The following is a 17,642-nucleotide window of genomic DNA, read 5'->3' as shown; positions in this document are numbered from 1 at the left end:
CACACACATGGAGAACGAATTCCTGTGAGCTCGACCAATCGCACCGTGGTCGTCACCGGTATCGGCGCAACCACACCGCTGGGTGGCGACTCCGCGTCGACCTGGGAAGGTCTTCTCGCGGGGCGCTCCGGCGTCAAGCCCCTGGAGGGCGAGCGCTTCGCCGAACTGCCCGTCCAGATCGCGGCGCTCGCCGCGGTCGACCCCGGTGACGTGCTGCCCCGCCCGCTGGCCCGCAAGCTGGACCGCTCGGCGCAGTTCGCGCTGATCGCGGCCCGTGAGGCCTGGGCCGACGCGGGCTACACCGCCCCGGCGGGCGAGGACGGGACGGTCGTGCCCGAGCGGCTCGGCTCCGTCATCGCGTCCGGCATCGGCGGTGTCACCACCCTGCTCGACCAGTACGACGTGCTGAAGGAGAAGGGCGTCCGCCGCGTCTCCCCGCACACCGTGCCCATGCTCATGCCCAACAGCCCCTCCGCGAACGTGGGTCTGGAGGTGAACGCCCGGGCGGGCGTCCACACCCCCGTCTCCGCGTGCGCGTCGGGTGCCGAGGCGATCGGCTACGCCGTCGAGATGATCCGTACCGGCCGTGCCGACGTGGTCGTCGCCGGCGGTACCGAGGCCGCGATCCACCCGCTGCCGATCGCCGCCTTCGCCAACATGATGGCGATGTCCAAGAACAACGACGAGCCGACGAAGGCCTCGCGTCCCTACGACACCGGCCGCGACGGCTTCGTGCTCGGCGAGGGCGCCGGTGTCGTGATCCTCGAGTCCGAGGAGCACGCCAAGGCCCGCGGCGCCCGCATCTACTGCGAGGTGCTCGGCCAGGGCCTGTCGGCCGACAGCCACCACATCGCGCAGCCCGAGCCGACCGGCCGGGGCATCGCCGCCGCGATGCAGAACCTGCTGGACTCCACGGACCTCAAGCCGTCCGAGGTCGTCCACCTCAACGCGCACGCCACGTCGACGCCGCAGGGCGACGTCGCCGAGATCAAGGCGCTGCGGAAGGTCCTGGGCGACGACCTGGACCACGTCGCGATCTCCGCGACGAAGTCGATGACCGGTCACCTCCTCGGTGGCGCGGGCGGCATCGAGACCGTCGCGACGGTCCTGGCGCTCCACCACCGCGTGGCCCCGCCGACGATCAACGTCGACGACCTGGACCCGGAGGTCGAGGCCGACATCGTCCGCGGCGAGCCGCGCGAGCTGCCGCAGGGCACGATCGCCGCGATCAACAACTCGTTCGGCTTCGGCGGCCACAACGTGGTCCTGGCGTTCCGCACGGTCTGACCCGCGCTCCACACGTGAGGCCCACCCCCGCCCGGGGTGGGCCTTTTCGTGGGCTCAGCGCAGGGCGAAGGCCGCCGGTTCCGCCTGCAACAGGATCTGGTTGAGGACGACGTGGCCACCGGTCACGGGGACCAGTTCCGGCCGGATGGAGATCTCCGGCCGCTTGTCCGCGTCGGGCTCCAGGACGGTGGTCGCCTTGCCCGTGGCTCCGTCGAGGAACGTGACGGACGCGTCCGACGCCAGGAAGGCGACGCGGCCGTCGGGCTCGGCGGCGAGGGCCATCGTCTGCCATTCGCTGCTGTGCACCCACGCCTTCCGGCCGTCCTTCAGGGAGTACGCGACGACGGCGGTCGGCACCATCGACCCCTTCTCGGCGAAGGTGACCAGGAGGCCGTCGCGGACGAGGGGCCTGACGGCGCGTCCGTCGCCGACGTCCCCGTGGGCGGAGAGGACGCCTTCGGGACCGCTCAGCGGCACGGTCGCGGTCGGGGCTCCCCTGTCGTCGAAGAGCAGGAAGGCGTGGGTGCCGCGGGCGTCCGCCTCGTCGACGGCGACGACCACCGGGGAGACGGAGACGACCGAGGCGTGGGCCGCCGACTCGACGGGCAGGTCCCGCTTCCACCGCTGGGCGCCGGTACGGGTGTCGAGGGCGAGGATCCGGGCGCCCCGGCCGCACTGCTCGACGACGAGGGCACGGGTGGCGTCGGCGTCGAGCGCCAGGGTCGCGCACCCCTTCGGCGTCGCCCGCTGCCAGCGCTGGTCGCCGGACTCGGTGGAGCGGGCCCGTACGGCGTCGTCCTCGGCGGTGACGGCGGTGGCGCCGCCGACGCCGAGGGCTCCCCTGGCGAGGCCCTTTCCGCCGAGCTTCCGCCGCCACATGACCTTGCCGTCGGAGGCGCGGACGGCGAGCACGGTCGCGCAGGGCTTCTCGTGGCGTCCGTACGCGATGAGGCCGACGCCCTCCTCGACGTCCTGGCTCATCGCGCACAGGGCCTCGCGGGCGGGTGCGGCCACGCTCCAACGGACGCTCCCCCTCGCGCCGTCGTACGCGAAGAGTCCGTCGATGCGTCCCTGGGCGACGGCGGAGCCGAGGCCCCACGCGCCGACGCCCTCGTCGTACTTCTGACCCGCGGGCGGGACGGTCCAGGCGATGGCCGGCCGGGGGTCGCGGGACGCGGCGGGCTTCGCCTCCGCCGTGGGCGGCGCGTCCGCCCTCGTGCCGTCCGCGTCGTCGTCCCCGGCCGCGAGCGCCCAGACGCCTCCGGCGAGCAGGGCCAGGACCCAGACCAGGGCGGCGGCCACGAGCGAGGACCGGCCGGGCCGCACCGGCTTCGCGTCGGTCTTGCCCGGCGCTTCCGGGACGGCGTCCCGCACCTCCGGGGCCGCCGCACGGCCCCGTCGTACCGCGAGGAGCGTCGCTCCCAGCGCCCCGCACACCAGGGCGCTCACCAGCGCCGCCCGGCCCGTCGGCCAGGCACCCCCCGCGACCCCCGCCCCCAGGAAGACCACCGCCGCGCCGAACGCGGCGCCCGGCAAACCGTCACGCGTCACTTCTCTCCCGCCCGGCGCGCCCCCTGCGCACCCCGGCGGAATCTACAACCCGTCGGAAGGGGGCGTCAGACGACCTGGTGCAGCCAGCGGACGGGGGCGCCCTCGCCCGCGTACCGGAAGGGTTCCAGCTCGTCGTCCCAGGGCTTTCCGAGCAGCTTGGCGATCTCCGTCTCCAGCTGGGTCTCGCCCTGCGCGGAGCGGGCCAGGGCGGCCCGCAGCCGGTCCTCGGGGATCAGGATGTCGCCGTGCATGCCGGTGACGGCGTGGAAGATGCCCAGGTCGGGGGTGGCGCTGTAGCGCTCGCCCTCGGCGGTGGGGCAGGGTTCCGCGGTGACCTCGAAGCGGAGCATCTGCCAGCCGCGGAGCGCGGAGGCGAGCTTGGAGGCGGTGCCGGTCTGGCCCTGCCAGGAGAACTCGGCTCTCCAGGTGCCGGGGGACGCCGGCTGGCGGATCCAGTCGAGCTGGACCCTCGCACCGAGGACACCCGCGACCGCCCATTCGACGTGCGGGCACATCGCGCGCGGTGCGGAGTGAACGTACAGGACTCCACGTGTCGTCACCGGGACCTCCAGTGTGGGACGAGGTTCGCCTTCCCAGCGGCCTCAGTAAACAGCATCAGGAGCAGAGCATCGCAAACCATCAAAAAAGGGACAGCATGTGACGTGATGTAATTTACCGGAGCCGGTCGGCAAAGGCGCCTCTGGTTCGACGGGGGAAAAGCTACCGTGCCGCACCGTCATCGGTGTGACGTACGGTCGGTCCGGGTGCCGGTGAACACGAAGCTTTCACCCGCCAGGACGCCGAAGGAGGGGCCGGGGATGCGCGGCCGACGCCGATTCCGTACCGCTGTCGCCGCCGCGACGGCCGCTCTGCTGTGCGGTGGGGTGCTCTCCGGCTGCACGGCCGGGGAGCCGGAGAAGGCCCCGGTCGAGGCGGTCGCCCCGAAGCCGAAGCCGAGGCCGACGCCCGCGTGGGACGTCTCCCCCGGCTCCGTCGCGGCCGTCGGCGACTCCATGACCCGCGCCTTCGACGCCTGCTCCCTCCTCTCGGACTGCCCCGAGGTGTCCTGGGCGACCGGGACGGACAGGGCCGTCAACAGTCTGGCGCTGCGGCTGCTCGGCCCGGAGAAGGTGGCCACCCGCAGCTGGAACCTGGCCCGGACGGGTGCGCGGATGGCGGACCTCCCCGCGCAGATGGCGGGGGCGGCCGCCGAGAAGCCCGAGCTGGTGACGGTGATGATGGGGGCGAACGACGCCTGCCGGGCCACCCCGGACCTCATGACCCCGGTCGCCGAGTTCCGCGCCTCCTTCGAGACGGCCCTCGCCCGGCTGCGGGCGGGCGCCCCGAAGGCGCAGGTGTACGTGGCGAGCGTGCCGGACCTGAAGCGCCTGTGGTCGACGGGGCGGGTGAGCCCGATGGGGCTCGAGGTGTGGAAGCTGGGGATCTGCGGCGCGATGCTGGCGGACGCGGAGGACCTGGGACCGGTGGCCGAGCGGCGGCGGGCGGCGGTGCGGGACCGGGTGGTGGCGTACAACGGGGTCCTGGAGGAGGTCTGCGCGAAGGACGCGCGCTGCCGGTACGACGGCGGGGCGGTCTTCGGCTTCCGCTTCGACGGCGGGCAGTTGAGCCCCTGGGACTGGTTCCATCCGAGCAGGGACGGGCAGGCGCGGCTCGCGGAGCTGGCGTACCGGCGGATCACGAAGGAGTGAGGGGCCCCGGGGCGGTTGTCAGGTTCCGCCCCGGGGCCGGCCGTGGGGGTGCGGGCGGGTCAGACCTCCAGAGTGGCGGTCAGGCGCGCGTCCGTGAGGGAGCGGGCGGCGACGACCTCGTACGTCCCGGTGACGAGGGTCCAGTCGTGCTTGTCCTCGTCCCAGATCTCGAAGGCGCGGCGGGGCAGCGCGATCCGGGTCTCGACGGTCTCGCCGGGCGCGGCCGCGACGCTCGCGAAGCCGGCGAGCCAGCGGGCGGGGCGTTCCACCGGGTCCGCCACGGGGGCCAGGTAGATCTGGACGGTCTCGCGGCCCGGGCGGTCGCCGGTGTTGGTGATCCGGACGGTGACCGCGTCGGGGGTCGCGACCAGCGACTCGTACGACCAGGTGGTGTAGCCGAGGCCGTGGCCGAAGGGGTACGCGGGGACGGCGCCGGCCTTGTCCCAGGCGCGGTATCCGATGAAGACGCCCTCGGTGTAGTGCAGTTCTCCGTCCGTCGGGGTGACCTCGGTGACGGGGGCGTCGGCGAGGGCGACGGGCCAGGTGGTGGGGAGGCGGCCGCCGGGCTCCTCGGCGCCGGTGAGGACGTCGGCGAGGGCGGCTCCGCCCTCCTGGCCGGGGAACCAGCCGAGCAGGATCGCGGCCACGTCCTCGCGCCAGGGCAGCTCGACCGGGGAGCCGGCGTTGACGACGACGACCGTGTTCGGGTTGGCGGCGGCCACGGCGCGGACGAGGTCGTCCTGGCGGCCGGGGAGGGCGAGGTCCTTGCGGTCGAAGCCCTCGGACTCGACGCGCTCGGTGGTGGCGACGACCACGACGGCGGTGTCGGCGGCGCGGGCGGCCTCGACGGCCTCGGCGATCAGTTCGTCGGGGTCACGGCGGGGACCGAGGTGGACGAAGGAGAACATGACGGCCGGGAGCGGGGTCGCGAACTCCTTGTCGAGGGTGTGCAGCAGGGAGACCTCGACGGTCTCGCCGGCGGTGAGCGCGACCTTGCCGCGCTCGACCGGGGAGCCGAAGAAGGCCTCGAAGGGGTCGGTCTCGGGGCCCATGACCTGGGTGCCGTCGAAGACGGTCGTCCCGGCGACGGTGAGGGTGAAGGCGCCGAGGCCTCGGGTGCCGAAGGCGTGCTCGCCGGACTCGCGCGGGGTGAAGGTGCCGACGACCTCGATGGAGGCGAGGGCCTCGTGGGTGACGCCCTCGGGGAGGTCGTCACCGATCCACTGGACCTGGCCGTTGGGCAGGGAGCCCTCGCCGATGACGTTCCCCGCGGCGTCGCGGCAGCGGGCGCGGAGGGCGAACCCCGGTGAGATCGATCCGGCGGGGGCGAGTTCCTCGCTGGGGTCGGCGCCGATCGTGAAGGTCAGGGCGCCTTCGGGGAGGGCGGCGGCGAGGCCGTCGAGCGGGGAGACGACGTGGTCGGGGAAGACCTGGGCGGAGCCGCCGCCGAGGACCCGGGCGTCGCGGGCGGCGGCGCCGGAGAGCGCGACGGTGCCGTTCTTCAGCGGGAGGGCGTTCTCGTTCCGTACGAGGACGAAGCCGCGGCGGGCGATCTCGCGGGCGAGGGCGTCGCCGTCGATGGCGGCGGGGTGGGCGGTGACGACCGGCGGGGCGCCTTCGAGGGCGCCGACGCGGGCGGCGAGCCGCAGGACGTTGCGTACGGCGGTGTCGACGGCGGACTCCTCGACCTCGCCGGCGCGGACGGCGGCGGCGAGGGCCGGGCCGTAGACGGTGGTGGGGCCGGGCATGGCGACGTCGAGGCCGCCCGCGATGTCGGCGGTGGTGGAGCGGGCGGCCATCCAGTCGGAGACGTTGTAGCCGTCGAAGCCCCACTCACCGCGCAGGACCTCGTTCACGAGCTGGTGGTGCTCGGTCATCGTGACGCCGTTGACCTGGTTGTAGGCGGTCATGATGCCCCAGGGGCGGGCGTTCTCGACGATGGCCTCGAAGGGGGCGAGGTAGAGCTCTCGGAGGGGGCGCGGGGCGATCCTGTTGTCGACGGTGAAGCGGTCGGTCTCGGCGTCGTTGGCGACGAAGTGCTTGACGGTGGTGCCGACGCCGCCGTCCTGGACGCCCTGGACGTAGCCGGTGCCGATGACGCCGGTGAGGTACGGGTCCTCGCTGTAGGCCTCGAAGTGGCGGCCGCCGAGCGGGGTGCGGTGCAGGTTGACCGTGGGCGCGAGGAGGACGTGGACGCCCTTGCGGCGGGCCTCCTGGGCGAGGAGCCGTCCGGCCCGGCGGGCGAGGGCGGGGTCCCAGGAGGCGGCGAGGGCGGTCGGGGACGGGAGCGCGACGGACGGGTCGTCGGCGGTCCAGCGGACGCCGCGGACGCCGATGGGGCCGTCGGACATGACCAGGGACTTCAGGCCGATCTCCGGCAGGGCGGGCAGGGACCACATGTCCTGGCCGGCGAGCAGCCGGGTCTTGGCGTCCAGGTCGAGCTTGCCGAGCGCCGCCTCGACGACCGCGTTCCTCACGGTCTCCGCGGTGTTCTCCGCCATGGCCGTACCTCCTCGTTGACGTGCCGATGACCCCGATGCCGCACATCGTGCACCCACCTACCTGTAGATCGGTAGGTGACGTTACCCTTTCGTTACTCGCAGGGCGGGACGAGCGGGTACGGTCCTGTCGGACGGACGGACCTGCGGAAGGGGGCCACGGCGATGGTGCGGGCCAGGAGTGAGGAGCGGCGCGCGGACATCCTGCGCGCCGCCCTCGAAGTGATCGCCGAACGCGGCTACCGGGGCGCCACCCTCGGCTCCGTCGCCGAGCGCGTCGGGCTGACCCAGCAGGGGCTGCTGCACTACTACCCGACGAAGGAGGCGCTGCTCGTCGCGGTCCTGGAGGAGCGGGACCGCTGGGACACGAGCGGGGGCCGGGACCGCGAGGGCTGGCGGCTGGACCTCCTGGAGTCGCTCGTCGAGTACAACGCGATGCGGCCGGGGATCGTGCAGACCTTCTCCGCGCTGCTCGGCGAGAGCGTCACGGACGGGCACCCGGCGCGGGAGTTCTTCACCGAGCGGTACGCGCAGGTGCGGGCCGACATGGCGGACATCCTGCGCCTGGAGTTCGGCGAGCGACTGCCCGGCGGCCTCACCCCGGAGCGCGCCGCACCCCTGCTCACGGCGGTGATGGACGGCCTCCAGTACCAGTGGCTCCTGGACCCCGCGGCGGTCGACATGCCGGGCGCCTTCCGGGACTTCCTGCGGCTGCTGCGCGGGGACGGAGAAGCCCCCTAGGAGGCTCGGCGGGCGAGGGCCGCCAGGTCCTCGCCGAGCAGGTCCGGGTCCTCGGTCAGGGCCGCGTGGACGGCTTCCAGGACGGGCAGCTTCGCCGCGGCCGTCGCCAGGGCCACGTCCTTCGCGGCCAGCGCGACCGGGAAGTGCGAGCCGGTGGCGGTGGCCCGGCCGACGGCGCCGGCGAGCGGGCCCGCGCCGAGGGTGCGCAGCGCGAGCTCGCGGGGCAGGCCGAGGGAGTCGGCGAGCGCGAGGGCCTCGGCGACGAGGGCGACCCCGCCGATGACGGCGTTGATGAGGACGAGCTTGAGGGCGGCGCCCGCGCCGGGGCCTCCGCAGGGGGTGACGGTGCCGAGCCGGTCGAGGACGCCGGCGACGGGCGCGGTGTCGCCGCCCGCGAGGATCAGCAGCTCGCCGGCGGCCGCCCGGTCGACGCTGCCCATGACGGGCGCGTCGAGGAGGGTGACCCCGGCGGGGATCCGGGCGGCGAGGGCGGCGACGGTGTCCGGGCCGACGGTCGAGGTGTCGATCCAGTGGGTGCCGGGGCGCAGGGCGGGGATCAGCTCGTCCGCGACGGCGAGGGCGGCGGCCGGGTCCGCGAGCATCGTGACGACGACGTCGGCGTCCCGGACGGCCTCGGCGGGGGTCGCGGCGCGGGCGGCGCCGTCGGCGACGAGGGCGTCCGCCTTGGCGGCGGTGCGGTTCCAGACGGTCAGCGGGTGTCCGGCGTCGAGGAGGCGACGGGCCATCGGCAGGCCCATGGATCCGAGGCCGAGGAAGGCGATCGTCTGCGGGGTGTTGTCCATGCCGTCGACGCTAGGACCGGCTCCGGCATGCGACAAGCGAATGTCTAGCATGCTTCCCATGCCCGTTCCTCATGGCTTGTACGAGGTGTTCCTCGCCGTCGCCCGCGCGGGCTCCTTCACCGCCGCCGCCCGCCTCCTCGGCTACACGCAGTCCGCGGTCTCGCGGCAGATCCGGTCCCTGGAGGACGAGATCGGCGCCGAGCTCTTCGAGCGGCTGCCGCGCGGGGTGCGACTGAGCGAGGCGGGCCGGGTGCTGGTTCCGCACGCGGAGGCGGTCCGGGACCGACTGGCCACCGCGCGGGCGGAGTTGGGGGCCTTGCGCTCCCTGGACGGCGGGCTGCTGCGCCTCGGCTCCTTCTCCAGCGCCACGGCGGCCCTGGTGCCGCGCGCGCAGGCCGCGTTCCGGGAGCGGCACCCGGGGGTGACGGTCAGCCGGGTGGAGGGGCCCTCCGCGAAGCACCTGCGCCTGGTGGCCGCCGGGGAGGAGGACCTCGCGGTGGTCGGCCCGCCCCGGGACGCTCCCCCGCCGCCGGGCGTGACGCTGCACCACCTCCTTGAGGAGCCGATGCTGGTGGCGCTCGCGCGGGGGCACGCGCGCGCGGGGCAGCGGGCCGTGCGGCTCTCCGAACTCGCCGACGAGGAGTGGATCGTCGGCGACGAGCGCCTGGAGGACACCCTGTTCCGCCCGGTCCTCGCGGCCGGGTTCCGCCCGCGCACCGGCCTGCTCGCCCACGACTGGATCGCCAAGCTCGGCGCGGTCGCGGCGGGCCTGGGCGTCACGCTGGTGCCGGCGCTCGCGGCGGCCTCGGTCCGCCCGGACGTCGCGCTCGTCACGCTCCACCCGGAGGACGCCCCGTACCGCCGGATCTGCGCGGCCACTCCACCGGCCCCCACGGTCGCGGCGACCGCCTTCCTCGCCGTACTGCGCGAGACGGCCCGGGAGCTAACAGACTCAACCCCACATTGACCCTTACATGCCCATGCGAGAGGATGGCCGCCATGATCGTCGCAGCCACCCAGTTCGCCCCGGCCGCCGGGGACATCGACACCAACGTCCGCACCATCGCCGGTCTGGTCCGGGCGGCCGGGGCGGAGGGGGCCCGGGTCGTGGTCTTCTCCGAGCTCTCGCTCACCGGGTACGAGCCGTCCCTGATCCGGGACACGCCCGCCCTGGTCCTCACCGAGGACGACCCGCGCCTCGAACCCGTACGGGAGGCCTGCCGGGCCGCCGGTGCGGCGGCCGTGGTCAACGGGCCGATGAGGAACGGCGGTTCGGGGTTCGGCATCACCACGCTCGTGATCGGTCCCGACGGCTCGCTCCTCACGCGCTACGACAAGCAGCACCTGTACGGAATCGAGGCGGAGGTCTTCGAACCGGGCGGGGCCGACGGACGGTTCGCCCTCGACGGGGTCCGCTTCGCCCTGGCCACCTGCTACGACAACCGCTTCCCCGAGCTCGCCGAGCGGGCCGCGGCCGACGGCTGCGCCGTCTATCTGGCGAGTTCGGTGCTCGGCTCCGACAACGACTCCTTCGAGAAGGTGTATCCGGTGCGGGCCCGGGACTTCGGTCTCCACGTGGTGCTCGGCAACGTCCTGGGGGCCAACGAGGACGGGGTGGGCTGCGGCCTGGCCGGGGCCTGGGGCCCGGACGGCGGGCGGATCGCGGACGCGGGGCCCGAGGAGCCGGGGTTCGTGCTCGCCGAGGTGGGCTGAGCACGGAGGAAGGGCCGGACGGTCGTGGGACATACGACCGTCCGGCCCTCCGGGGCGGCCGTCACGGAACCCCCGGTCCGCGACGGCGCCCCGCCCCCGTTACGGGGCGCTCATCCCCTTACGGGGCGCTCAGGCCCAGCGTGTAGGCGCCGGAGCCGCTGTACGCGTGGACCACGTACCGGTAGTAGCCCGCGGTGCCGTAGTAGCTGGTGTCCTCGTCGGAGGTCGCCGTGCCGCCGACGGCCACGTCCACCCAGGTCGACCCGTTCCACTTCTGCAGGTACAGGTCGAAGTCGGTGCCGGCCGGACCGCGCAGGCAGCCCACGTGGGTGCCGGAGGTCGCCGAGTAGTAGTACGAGCCGTCCGGCTGGGCCTCGGCCTGACCGGAGGCCAGGGTGCTCTGGTAGGTGTGCTCGGTGCTGTCGCAGCCGGTGGGCGGCGTCGTGGTGCCGACCGACAGCTGGTAGGTCACCGTGTGCGTGGCGGAGCCCTTGCCGGTGACGGTGATCGGGTACGTGCCGTTGGCGGTGCCCGCCGCGACCTGCACGGTCATGGTGGACGAGGAGCCGGAGGTCACCGAGGAGGGGCTGAAGGAGACGGTGACGCCGCTCGGGGCGCCGCTCGCGGAGAGCTGCACGGTCTGCGCGCTGCCGCCGGTGGTGGAGGTGTTCACCGTGGAGGTGACGGAGGCACCCGGCTGGACCGAGCCCGAGGACGGGTTCAGGGCGAGCGAGAAGTCCGGCGTGGTGGTGCCGCCGCAGTCGGTCTCACCGGACTGGGCCGGCACGCCGACCGCGTTCCAGGCCGCCTTCACGGCGTTGCACTCGGCGCTGCCGTAGGTGTTCTTGGCGCTGGTCAGGGTCGCCCTGCGGGCGGCGAGGTGGTTCCAGGAGGAGGTCTTCATGAGCAGGGCGCCCATGAAGATCTTGCCGGCCTTCTGGATGCCGATGCCGGTCACGGAGGAGGGCCCGCCGGAACATATGGGGCTGCTGGGCTTGCCGCCGCCCGGGTTGGAGCCCTCGGCGAGCAGGTAGAACCAGTGGTTCTGCGGGCCGGCCGCCGCGTGCACCTCGGTGCCGGAGGTCAACTGCGGGTAGCAGTTGGGGGCGTTGTCGGCGAGCGAGGGGTTGTACATGTAGCGGATCGGCTTGCCGTCGCCGAAGAAGTTGACCTTCTCGCCGACCGTGTAGTCCGGGGTGTCGTTCGGGTTGTTGGCGTAGTGCTCGGTGAGCGCGCCGAAGATGTCGCCCGTCGACTCGTTCATGCCGCCGTTCTCGTTGGACGAGCCCGAGCTGCCCGGCGTCCGGTCGAAGATCTCGTGGCCGTACTCGTGCGCCACGACGTCGATGCCGGTGAGCTGGTTGGAGCCGGTCTGGGACCGCCCGTAGGTCGTCTTCGTGCCGTCGTAGTACGCGTTGACCTCGCTCAGGCCGGCGCGGGCCGGGACCATGCCGCCCTGGCCGTTCTGGCCGTTGTAGCCGAACCACTCCTTGAGCATGGAGTGTTCCTTCTGCGCCGCGTACATGATGTCGACGCAGGCGGTCACCAGGTCGTTGGCGGTGCCGTTGCCCCACGGCGAGGAGCCGGTGTAGGCGCTGCCGTTCTGCCCGCCGCACTTGAAGCCGCCGCGGGTGGTGTCGGTCATGGAGGTCGCGGCGGTGTCGATGGTGACGTTGCCGTTGTGGTAGCCGCGGCCGTCGGCGTGCAGGATCTTGTCGGTGGCGCGGGCGACGGACCCGGTGCGCGCGTCGACGTACGTGTCGAGGGAGCTCGGGGCGTCCTGCGCGGTCCGGCCGACGACCAGGGTGTGCCAGGTGAGGACGGCCTTGCCGCCCTTGAGGAGCACGGTCAGCTCCGGGGCGCTCGCGCTCTCGACCGAGGCCAGCTGCTTCCGGGCGGTGGCGAGGGCCGCGTCGGCCGTCACCTTCGCCTTGGTGGAGAGCCTGATGGCGGGGGCGGGGGCGCCGGTGACCTCGCGGACCTTGCCGGAGCTGTCGGAGACGACGACCGCGTCGCCTCCGACGACCGGCAGACCGCGGTAGGTGCGCTCGTACGAGGCGTAGTACAGGCCGTTCGTCCAGGGGGTGACGGACGTCCGGACGAGGTCCTCGTCGGCGCCGTGCCGCAGCTCGTCGAGGCCGCTGCTCGCGGCCTTGTCGGCGGCCGCGAGGGCGAGCGCCTTGCCGTGCCCCGGGGGTACGGGCAGGGCCTGGGGGGCCGCCGCGGTCGCCGGTCCGGCGAGGGCGGTCGCGAGGCTCGCCGAGAGCGCCAGGGCGGCCGCGGCCGCCGTGAGTCTGGTCGGGTACAACGTCGTGCTCCGTTCAAGGGTGGGGGAGACGGATCGTCGCGCCGAGTATGGGCGTGGACATGGCCAGTTCGGGACATCTCATCCGGCATAAGACGCGGGTTATGGTGCGCCCGCGCATCGCTGCGTACGCTGCTGAAATGCAGCTGGAGTTGAGGCATCTCGAAGCCGTCTGCCGGATAGCGGAAGCGGGCAGTCTGGGGCGGGCCGCCGGGCGGCTGGGGGTCTCGCAGCCGGCCCTCTCGGCGCAGCTGCGGCGCATCGAGCGGGTCGCCGGCGGGGAGCTCTTCCTGCGCGGCCGGCACGGTGTGGAGCCCACCCCGCTGGGCGAGTTCGTACTGGCCAAGGCGCGGCTCGTGCTCGGCGAGATGGACGCGCTGGTCGCCGGGGCCCGGGCCGTCGCCCCGCACACCCCGCTGCGGCTCGGCTGCATCCTGCTCGTCCTCGTCGACCGGCTGCTCGGGGAGCTGGAACAGGTCGTGGCGGGGCGGGAGATCGCCGTCACCGTGGAGCACTCGGCGACGACGCTGACCCGTCAACTCGGCGTCGGGCGGTACGACGCCGTCCTGTACGGGGAGGTCAACGACCACGAGGTGCCGCTGCCCGAGGGGACGACGGCCCGCACCCTCGTCCCCAAGGAGCCGTTCTGCGTGCGGCTCTCGGCGGAGCATCCGCTGGCCGGCCGGGAGCGGATCGCGCTCGCCGAACTCGCGGGCGAGTCCTGGATGACGCTGGTGGAGGACGACGACGGCGGCCCCGAGGCGCTGGTCGCGGCCTGCGGGAAGGCCGGGTTCACCCCCTCGCTGCGGCACCGGGTCGCCGACCGCAAGATGCACTACGACCTGATCGCGTCCGGCCGGGCGATCTCGATGAGCCAGCCGACGGCTCCGGCGGCGGAGGGCACGGTCCTCCGCCCCCTGGAGGGCGACCCGGTGACGGGGCGGATCCGGCTCGCCTGGAACCGGGCCGCGGTGCCGGCCCCGCAGGCGGAGCTGCTGTACCGGGCGGCGGCCCGCGCGTACCTGGCGAACGTGGACAACAACGCCTTCCACCGGGCCTGGTGGGACGCGCGCCCGGAGCTGCACCCGGCCCTCGACGACTGAGGGCCGGGCGCGGTGGGGGAAGCGTCACCGGCCCTCGGGGCCGCCACCTCCCCCCGGGGCTACCGGTAGGAGAGGTCCGCGGCCGAGTAGCGGCAGGTGGTGCCGTCCGGACCGGTGCCGGTCTCCTCGGGCTCCTTGCCGGTGCTGTTCCCGGTGAAGCGGGTGCACGGCTTGATCTTCTGCCGGGGGTCGCCGTGGATCCGGATGTTCCGCAGGGTCGCCGTGTCGCCGTAGTTGGCGTTGACCCCGACGATCGACCTGCCGGGCGCGGTGACGTCCACGTCGTTGATCAGGATCGTCCGCGCGTACTGCTTCCCGCAGTTGCCGCAGGAGCGGACGAGCTTGCCGAAGTCGGAGACCTGGAATTTGGTCACGACCAGCTTGCCCGCGCCGTTGAACTGGAAGACCTTGTCGGAGGCGCCCTTCGCGCCGCCGCCGTACACCGCGTACACCGACGAGGCGGAGGTGCCCTTGAAGGTGGCGGCGTCCTCGCCGACGTTCTCCCACCAGACGTTCTGGAGGGTGCAGCTGCCGAGGCAGTGGACGCCGTCGGCGGCCGGCGTCCCGAGGACCACGTTCTTGAGGACGGCGCCGTCCTCGAGGACGAACAGCGGCTTCTGGCTCTCGTCCTGGCCGTCCGAGCCGAGCTCACCGGTGCCGTGGAAGCGCTTGAGCCTGCCGTCGTAGGTGCCGGAGACCTCGATGGTCGTGGCGACCGGCTTGTCGCCCTTCGCCTCCGGCCAGGCCGCGAGGGCTCCCGCCGCGCCCGCCGGGGCGAGCAGCCCGCCGGCGACGACGGCCGCGCCGGTGATGCCGAGGGCGCTGAGGCCGCCGACGACCGCGCGCCGGCGGCCCGTCTTCCGCTTGTGTGACGTCATGTGTTCCTTCTCAGTGGGGGAAGTGGTGCACCCCCTGGTCGCCACCGGAGGAAGGAAGGTTGCCGCTCGTTCGGTCGTCCTCTTCTGAGTCGTCGTCCCCGTCGGCGTTCTCGCCGCGCAGGTCGCGGGCCATCAGGGTGGCGCCGGCGACCGCTCCCGGCATGAGGAAGACGGCGACGAACGGCACGATGAAGGCGAGCGTCAGCGGAACGCCGAAGCCCAGGGCGGCCATCCGGCGCCCGCGGAGCAGCCGCAGCCGCTCCTTGAGCTCGACGCCCCGGCGCTGGAGCGCGACGGCCGTCAGCTCCTCGGCGAGGAAGAAGCCGGAGACGCAGAAGCCGATGACGGGGACGACGGTCTGGCCGACGACGGGGATGAACCCGCAGGCGAAGAGCAGGACGCCGTAGAACGCGACGCGCACCAGGACCCGCAGGCTGTCCCGGGCCGAGATCCACAGCTCGCGCCAGAGCGGCAGGCCCGACTCGGGGACCTCGCCGCCCTCGCTGCGGTCGACCTCCTCGGAGAGCGACTCGTAGAAGGGCTGGCCGACGAGGAGGGTCACGGCGGTGAAGGTGATCACCGCGAGGAAGAGCCCGAAGGCGAAGACGAGGCCCGTCAGCGCGCCGCGGAAGACGCCCTGCCAGGGCGAGGACCAGTCGTCGGCGAACGGCGTCGCCCACGCGGTCAGGTCGTCGGCGCCGTAGCCGAGGCCGACGAGCGCGCCGGCGTAGAGGACGAGCGTCACGAGTCCGGGCAGCAGCCCGAAGCCGAGCCAACGCCCGTGCCCGCCGACCCACTTCTGGCCCTGCAACAAGTACTTGAAACCCGCCCCGAAATCACGCATGGGGGCCACCCTATCGGTGCCTCCGAGGGCCTCCGGGGCAGGTCAGCCGCCGGTCGCGCGGAAGGAGTCGAGGGCCGTGTCGAGGGCGCTCCGGCCCTCCTCCGCGCGCGGCACCGGGGCGGACGCCCACAGGTCGTACAGGGTGCCGTCCTGTTCCCAGCAGACGTCGACGGTGTGGCGGGCTCCCTCGGCGGGGGTGAATCCGTTCCAGCCGAACTCCCAGCGAGCCGCCGGCAGTCCCTTGTGCGTCGTCTCCTCGACGGTGGCGTCGCGGTACCCCGGATAGTCCGTCGGGCCGCTCGCGTCGGAGGCCCGCATCACGCCGATCGCCCCGCCGGACGGGACCGGCCGGATCCTGATGCCGACCCTGACGGCCCCGTCGCCGGTCGTGTAGATCACCCGCTCGCCGTCGGTGGAGCGGCGCGCGCCGTACGGGACGGTCACGGTGAACCCGCGGACGTCGGTGACCTCCCGGTACTCGTACGCCTCCGGGTCGGACTCGGCGGGGGCGGGGGTGGTCGCCGGGGCGTTCCGGCCGGGCGTCGACGCGGCCGAGGTGCTCCCCGGGCCTGCGGCCGGCGGCGCCCCCGTCGCGGGGTCGCCCTGGACCGCGCGCAGGACCGCCACGGTCGCCACCGCGACGCAGACCGCGACGGCGGCGGCCACGATCGGTACGGCCCTGCCGCTCCGGCGTCCGGCCCCCGGGTCCCCGGCGGTGGTCGTGCCGGGGGTGCGGGCGGAGCGGCCCGGGGCGGCGGAGGGGACGGTCTCGCGCGCGGTGGGGGTGTACGAGGAGACCGGCGGCGGCTCCCCCGCCGCGCACGCGGCCAGCATCCGGCGGGCCTCGGCGGCGCCCAGGCGCCGGTCCGGGTCCCGTTCGAGGAGGCCCCGGACGACGGGGACGAGCGGTCCCATCCGCTCGGACGGCCGGATCTCCTCGTACACGATCGCGTGCAGGACGGCGCCGATCGAGTCCCGGCGGAACGGCGAGGTGCCCGTGGCCGCCGCGCACAGCAGCGCGCCGAGCGACCACAGGTCGGAGGCGGGTCCGGCGTCGCCGCCCTGCATGCGCTCCGGCGCCGTGTACTCCGGGGTGCCGATGAAGACCCCGGTCCGGCTGAGGGTCGTCGCCCCGGGGAGGCTGGCGATGCCGAAGTCGGTCAGGACCGCCCTGCCGGTGTCCTTCTCCAGGAGGACGTTGGCGGGCTTCACGTCCCGGTGCAGCACGTCGCGGGCGTGCGCGGCGGACAGCGCGTCGAGGAGGTCGAGCCCGAGCCGGGCGGCCTGCCGCGGGGTCAGCACCTCGCCCGCCGCCAGCCGGTCGGCGAGCGAGCCGCCGTCGACCAGCTCCATCACCAGGGCGGGCAGGCCGTCGTGCTCGACGACGTCGTGGACGACGATCACATGGGGGTGGCGGATCTGGGCGACGACCCGGGCCTCCCGCAGGGCGCCCCCCGGGTCGGCGCCGGAGTCGAGCGCGAGGGTCTTGACGGCGACCGGGCGGCCGAGCAGCTCGTCGGTGGCCCGCCGGACCACGCCCATGCCGCCCTGGCCGAGCCGCTCGCCCAGGCGGTAGCGCCCGCCGATCAGCTCGCCACCGGTCTGCTCCGACCCGTTCTCCGACACCACTCGCTCCCCCCGTCGGCAGGACACGGACATGATGCCGCAGCCCTCCGTACGCGGCGAGGACCGCACCCCGTGGTTCGGGGTGCGGTCCTCGCCCGGTGTGCGCGTCCGTGACTCAGACGGCGAGCTCGACCGTGATGTTGCCGCGGGTCGCCTTGGAGTACGGGCAGACCTGGTGGGCCTTCTCGATCAGGCTCTTGGCGGTCTCGGCGTCCACGTTCGGGATGGCCGCCGAGATCTTGACGATGATGCCGAAGCCGTCGTCGTTCTTGCCGATGCCGACCTCGGCGGTGACCGTCGAGCCGGAGACGTCGGCGTTCTCGTTGCGGGCCACGACGCCGAGCGCGCCCTGGAAGCAGGCGCTGTAGCCGGCCGCGAAGAGCTGCTCGGGGTTGGTGCCCGCGCCGGAGCCGCCCATGGCCTTGGGCGGGTTCACGACGACGTCGAGCTGGCCGTCGTCGGTGGCGACGCGCCCGTCACGGCCGTTCTCGGCGGTGGCGACGGCGGTGTACAGGACGTCGGACTGCTGGATCGACATGCTGTTGTCTTCCTTCTTCGGTTCGCCGCGACTCGCGCCCACGATC

The 17,642-nt window shown here is 73.8% G+C and carries 15 protein-coding genes; 6 read left to right on the top strand and 9 right to left on the bottom strand.

The features are described 5' to 3' along the window. Positions 1-24 precede the first annotated feature (24 nt). Positions 25-1,287, top strand: a complete 1,263-nt coding sequence (gene fabF, locus ACFYUZ_RS01600; RefSeq protein WP_389305304.1) for a beta-ketoacyl-ACP synthase II — start codon at positions 25-27, stop codon at positions 1,285-1,287. A 54-nt stretch (positions 1,288-1,341) separates the two neighbouring features. Here the strand turns inward: fabF and ACFYUZ_RS01595 are convergent, their stop codons facing one another. Together ACFYUZ_RS01595 and ACFYUZ_RS01590 are read right to left on the bottom strand one after the other, a co-directional pair. Continuing rightward, positions 1,342-2,838: a PQQ-binding-like beta-propeller repeat protein gene (locus ACFYUZ_RS01595; protein WP_389305303.1), complete on the bottom strand. Its 1,497-nt coding sequence runs from the start codon at positions 2,836-2,838 to the stop codon at positions 1,342-1,344. A 65-nt stretch (positions 2,839-2,903) separates the two neighbouring features. After that, positions 2,904-3,398, bottom strand: coding sequence for a DUF3145 domain-containing protein (locus ACFYUZ_RS01590; protein WP_030693373.1), 495 nt, complete (start codon positions 3,396-3,398; stop codon positions 2,904-2,906). Positions 3,399-3,656: 258 nt separating this feature from the next. On the opposite strand from ACFYUZ_RS01590, the gene ACFYUZ_RS01585 reads away from it, so the two are divergent. Continuing rightward, positions 3,657-4,547: an SGNH/GDSL hydrolase family protein gene (locus ACFYUZ_RS01585; RefSeq protein ID WP_389305301.1), complete on the top strand. Its 891-nt coding sequence runs from the start codon at positions 3,657-3,659 to the stop codon at positions 4,545-4,547. Between the two features lie 59 nt (positions 4,548-4,606). Here ACFYUZ_RS01585 and ACFYUZ_RS01580 read toward each other — a convergent pair whose 3' ends face one another. Continuing rightward, on the bottom strand, positions 4,607-7,048 hold the full coding sequence (locus ACFYUZ_RS01580; protein ID WP_389305299.1) for a beta-glucosidase: 2,442 nt from the start codon (positions 7,046-7,048) through the stop codon (positions 4,607-4,609). A 162-nt stretch (positions 7,049-7,210) separates the two neighbouring features. Here ACFYUZ_RS01580 and ACFYUZ_RS01575 point away from each other — a divergent pair, with 162 nt between their 5' ends. Next, on the top strand, positions 7,211-7,786 hold the full coding sequence (locus ACFYUZ_RS01575) for a TetR/AcrR family transcriptional regulator (protein WP_389305297.1): 576 nt from the start codon (positions 7,211-7,213) through the stop codon (positions 7,784-7,786). Here ACFYUZ_RS01575 and ACFYUZ_RS01570 read toward each other — a convergent pair. After that, positions 7,783-8,589 (bottom strand): NAD(P)-dependent oxidoreductase, encoded by an 807-nt coding sequence (locus ACFYUZ_RS01570; protein WP_389305295.1) that lies wholly within the window; start codon positions 8,587-8,589, stop codon positions 7,783-7,785. The genes ACFYUZ_RS01575 and ACFYUZ_RS01570 overlap by 4 nt on opposite strands. A gap of 58 nt (positions 8,590-8,647) precedes the next feature. On the opposite strand from ACFYUZ_RS01570, the gene ACFYUZ_RS01565 reads away from it, so the two are divergent. Both ACFYUZ_RS01565 and ACFYUZ_RS01560 read left to right on the top strand, forming a co-directional pair. Then, positions 8,648-9,556, top strand: coding sequence for a LysR family transcriptional regulator (locus tag ACFYUZ_RS01565; protein WP_389305293.1), 909 nt, complete (start codon positions 8,648-8,650; stop codon positions 9,554-9,556). Positions 9,557-9,588: 32 nt separating this feature from the next. Next, positions 9,589-10,302 (top strand): carbon-nitrogen hydrolase family protein, encoded by a 714-nt coding sequence (locus ACFYUZ_RS01560; protein ID WP_389305291.1) that lies wholly within the window; start codon positions 9,589-9,591, stop codon positions 10,300-10,302. Between the two features lie 118 nt (positions 10,303-10,420). Here ACFYUZ_RS01560 and ACFYUZ_RS01555 read toward each other — a convergent pair whose 3' ends face one another. Continuing rightward, positions 10,421-12,610: a M4 family metallopeptidase gene (locus ACFYUZ_RS01555; RefSeq protein ID WP_389305290.1), complete on the bottom strand. Its 2,190-nt coding sequence runs from the start codon at positions 12,608-12,610 to the stop codon at positions 10,421-10,423. 137 nt (positions 12,611-12,747) lie between these two features. Here ACFYUZ_RS01555 and ACFYUZ_RS01550 point away from each other — a divergent pair, with 137 nt between their 5' ends. Continuing rightward, positions 12,748-13,710 carry a LysR family transcriptional regulator gene (locus ACFYUZ_RS01550; protein ID WP_389305288.1) on the top strand — a complete coding sequence of 321 codons (963 nt, stop codon included), beginning with the start codon at positions 12,748-12,750 and terminating at the stop codon, positions 13,708-13,710. 59 nt (positions 13,711-13,769) lie between these two features. On the opposite strand, the gene ACFYUZ_RS01545 is transcribed toward ACFYUZ_RS01550, so the two are convergent. From ACFYUZ_RS01545 to ACFYUZ_RS01530, 4 genes are all read right to left on the bottom strand, one after another. Then, complete coding sequence (locus tag ACFYUZ_RS01545) at positions 13,770-14,588, bottom strand: pectate lyase (RefSeq protein WP_389305286.1); 819 nt, start codon at positions 14,586-14,588, stop codon at positions 13,770-13,772. Between the two features lie 10 nt (positions 14,589-14,598). Further along, complete coding sequence (locus tag ACFYUZ_RS01540; protein WP_389305284.1) at positions 14,599-15,432, bottom strand: EI24 domain-containing protein; 834 nt, start codon at positions 15,430-15,432, stop codon at positions 14,599-14,601. A 42-nt stretch (positions 15,433-15,474) separates the two neighbouring features. Continuing rightward, on the bottom strand, positions 15,475-17,058 hold the full coding sequence (locus ACFYUZ_RS01535) for a protein kinase (RefSeq protein WP_389305282.1): 1,584 nt from the start codon (positions 17,056-17,058) through the stop codon (positions 15,475-15,477). 115 nt (positions 17,059-17,173) lie between these two features. After that, entirely contained in the window at positions 17,174-17,596 is a 423-nt protein-coding gene (locus tag ACFYUZ_RS01530; protein ID WP_389305280.1) for an organic hydroperoxide resistance protein, read from the bottom strand. Between the last annotated feature and the right edge of the window lie 46 nt (positions 17,597-17,642).

The sequence above is a fragment of the Streptomyces sp. NPDC004266 genome, assembly GCF_042874095.1.
In the GTDB taxonomy this organism is placed as follows: domain Bacteria; phylum Actinomycetota; class Actinomycetes; order Streptomycetales; family Streptomycetaceae; genus Streptomyces.
This window is presented reverse-complemented; position numbering and strand designations above follow the sequence as displayed.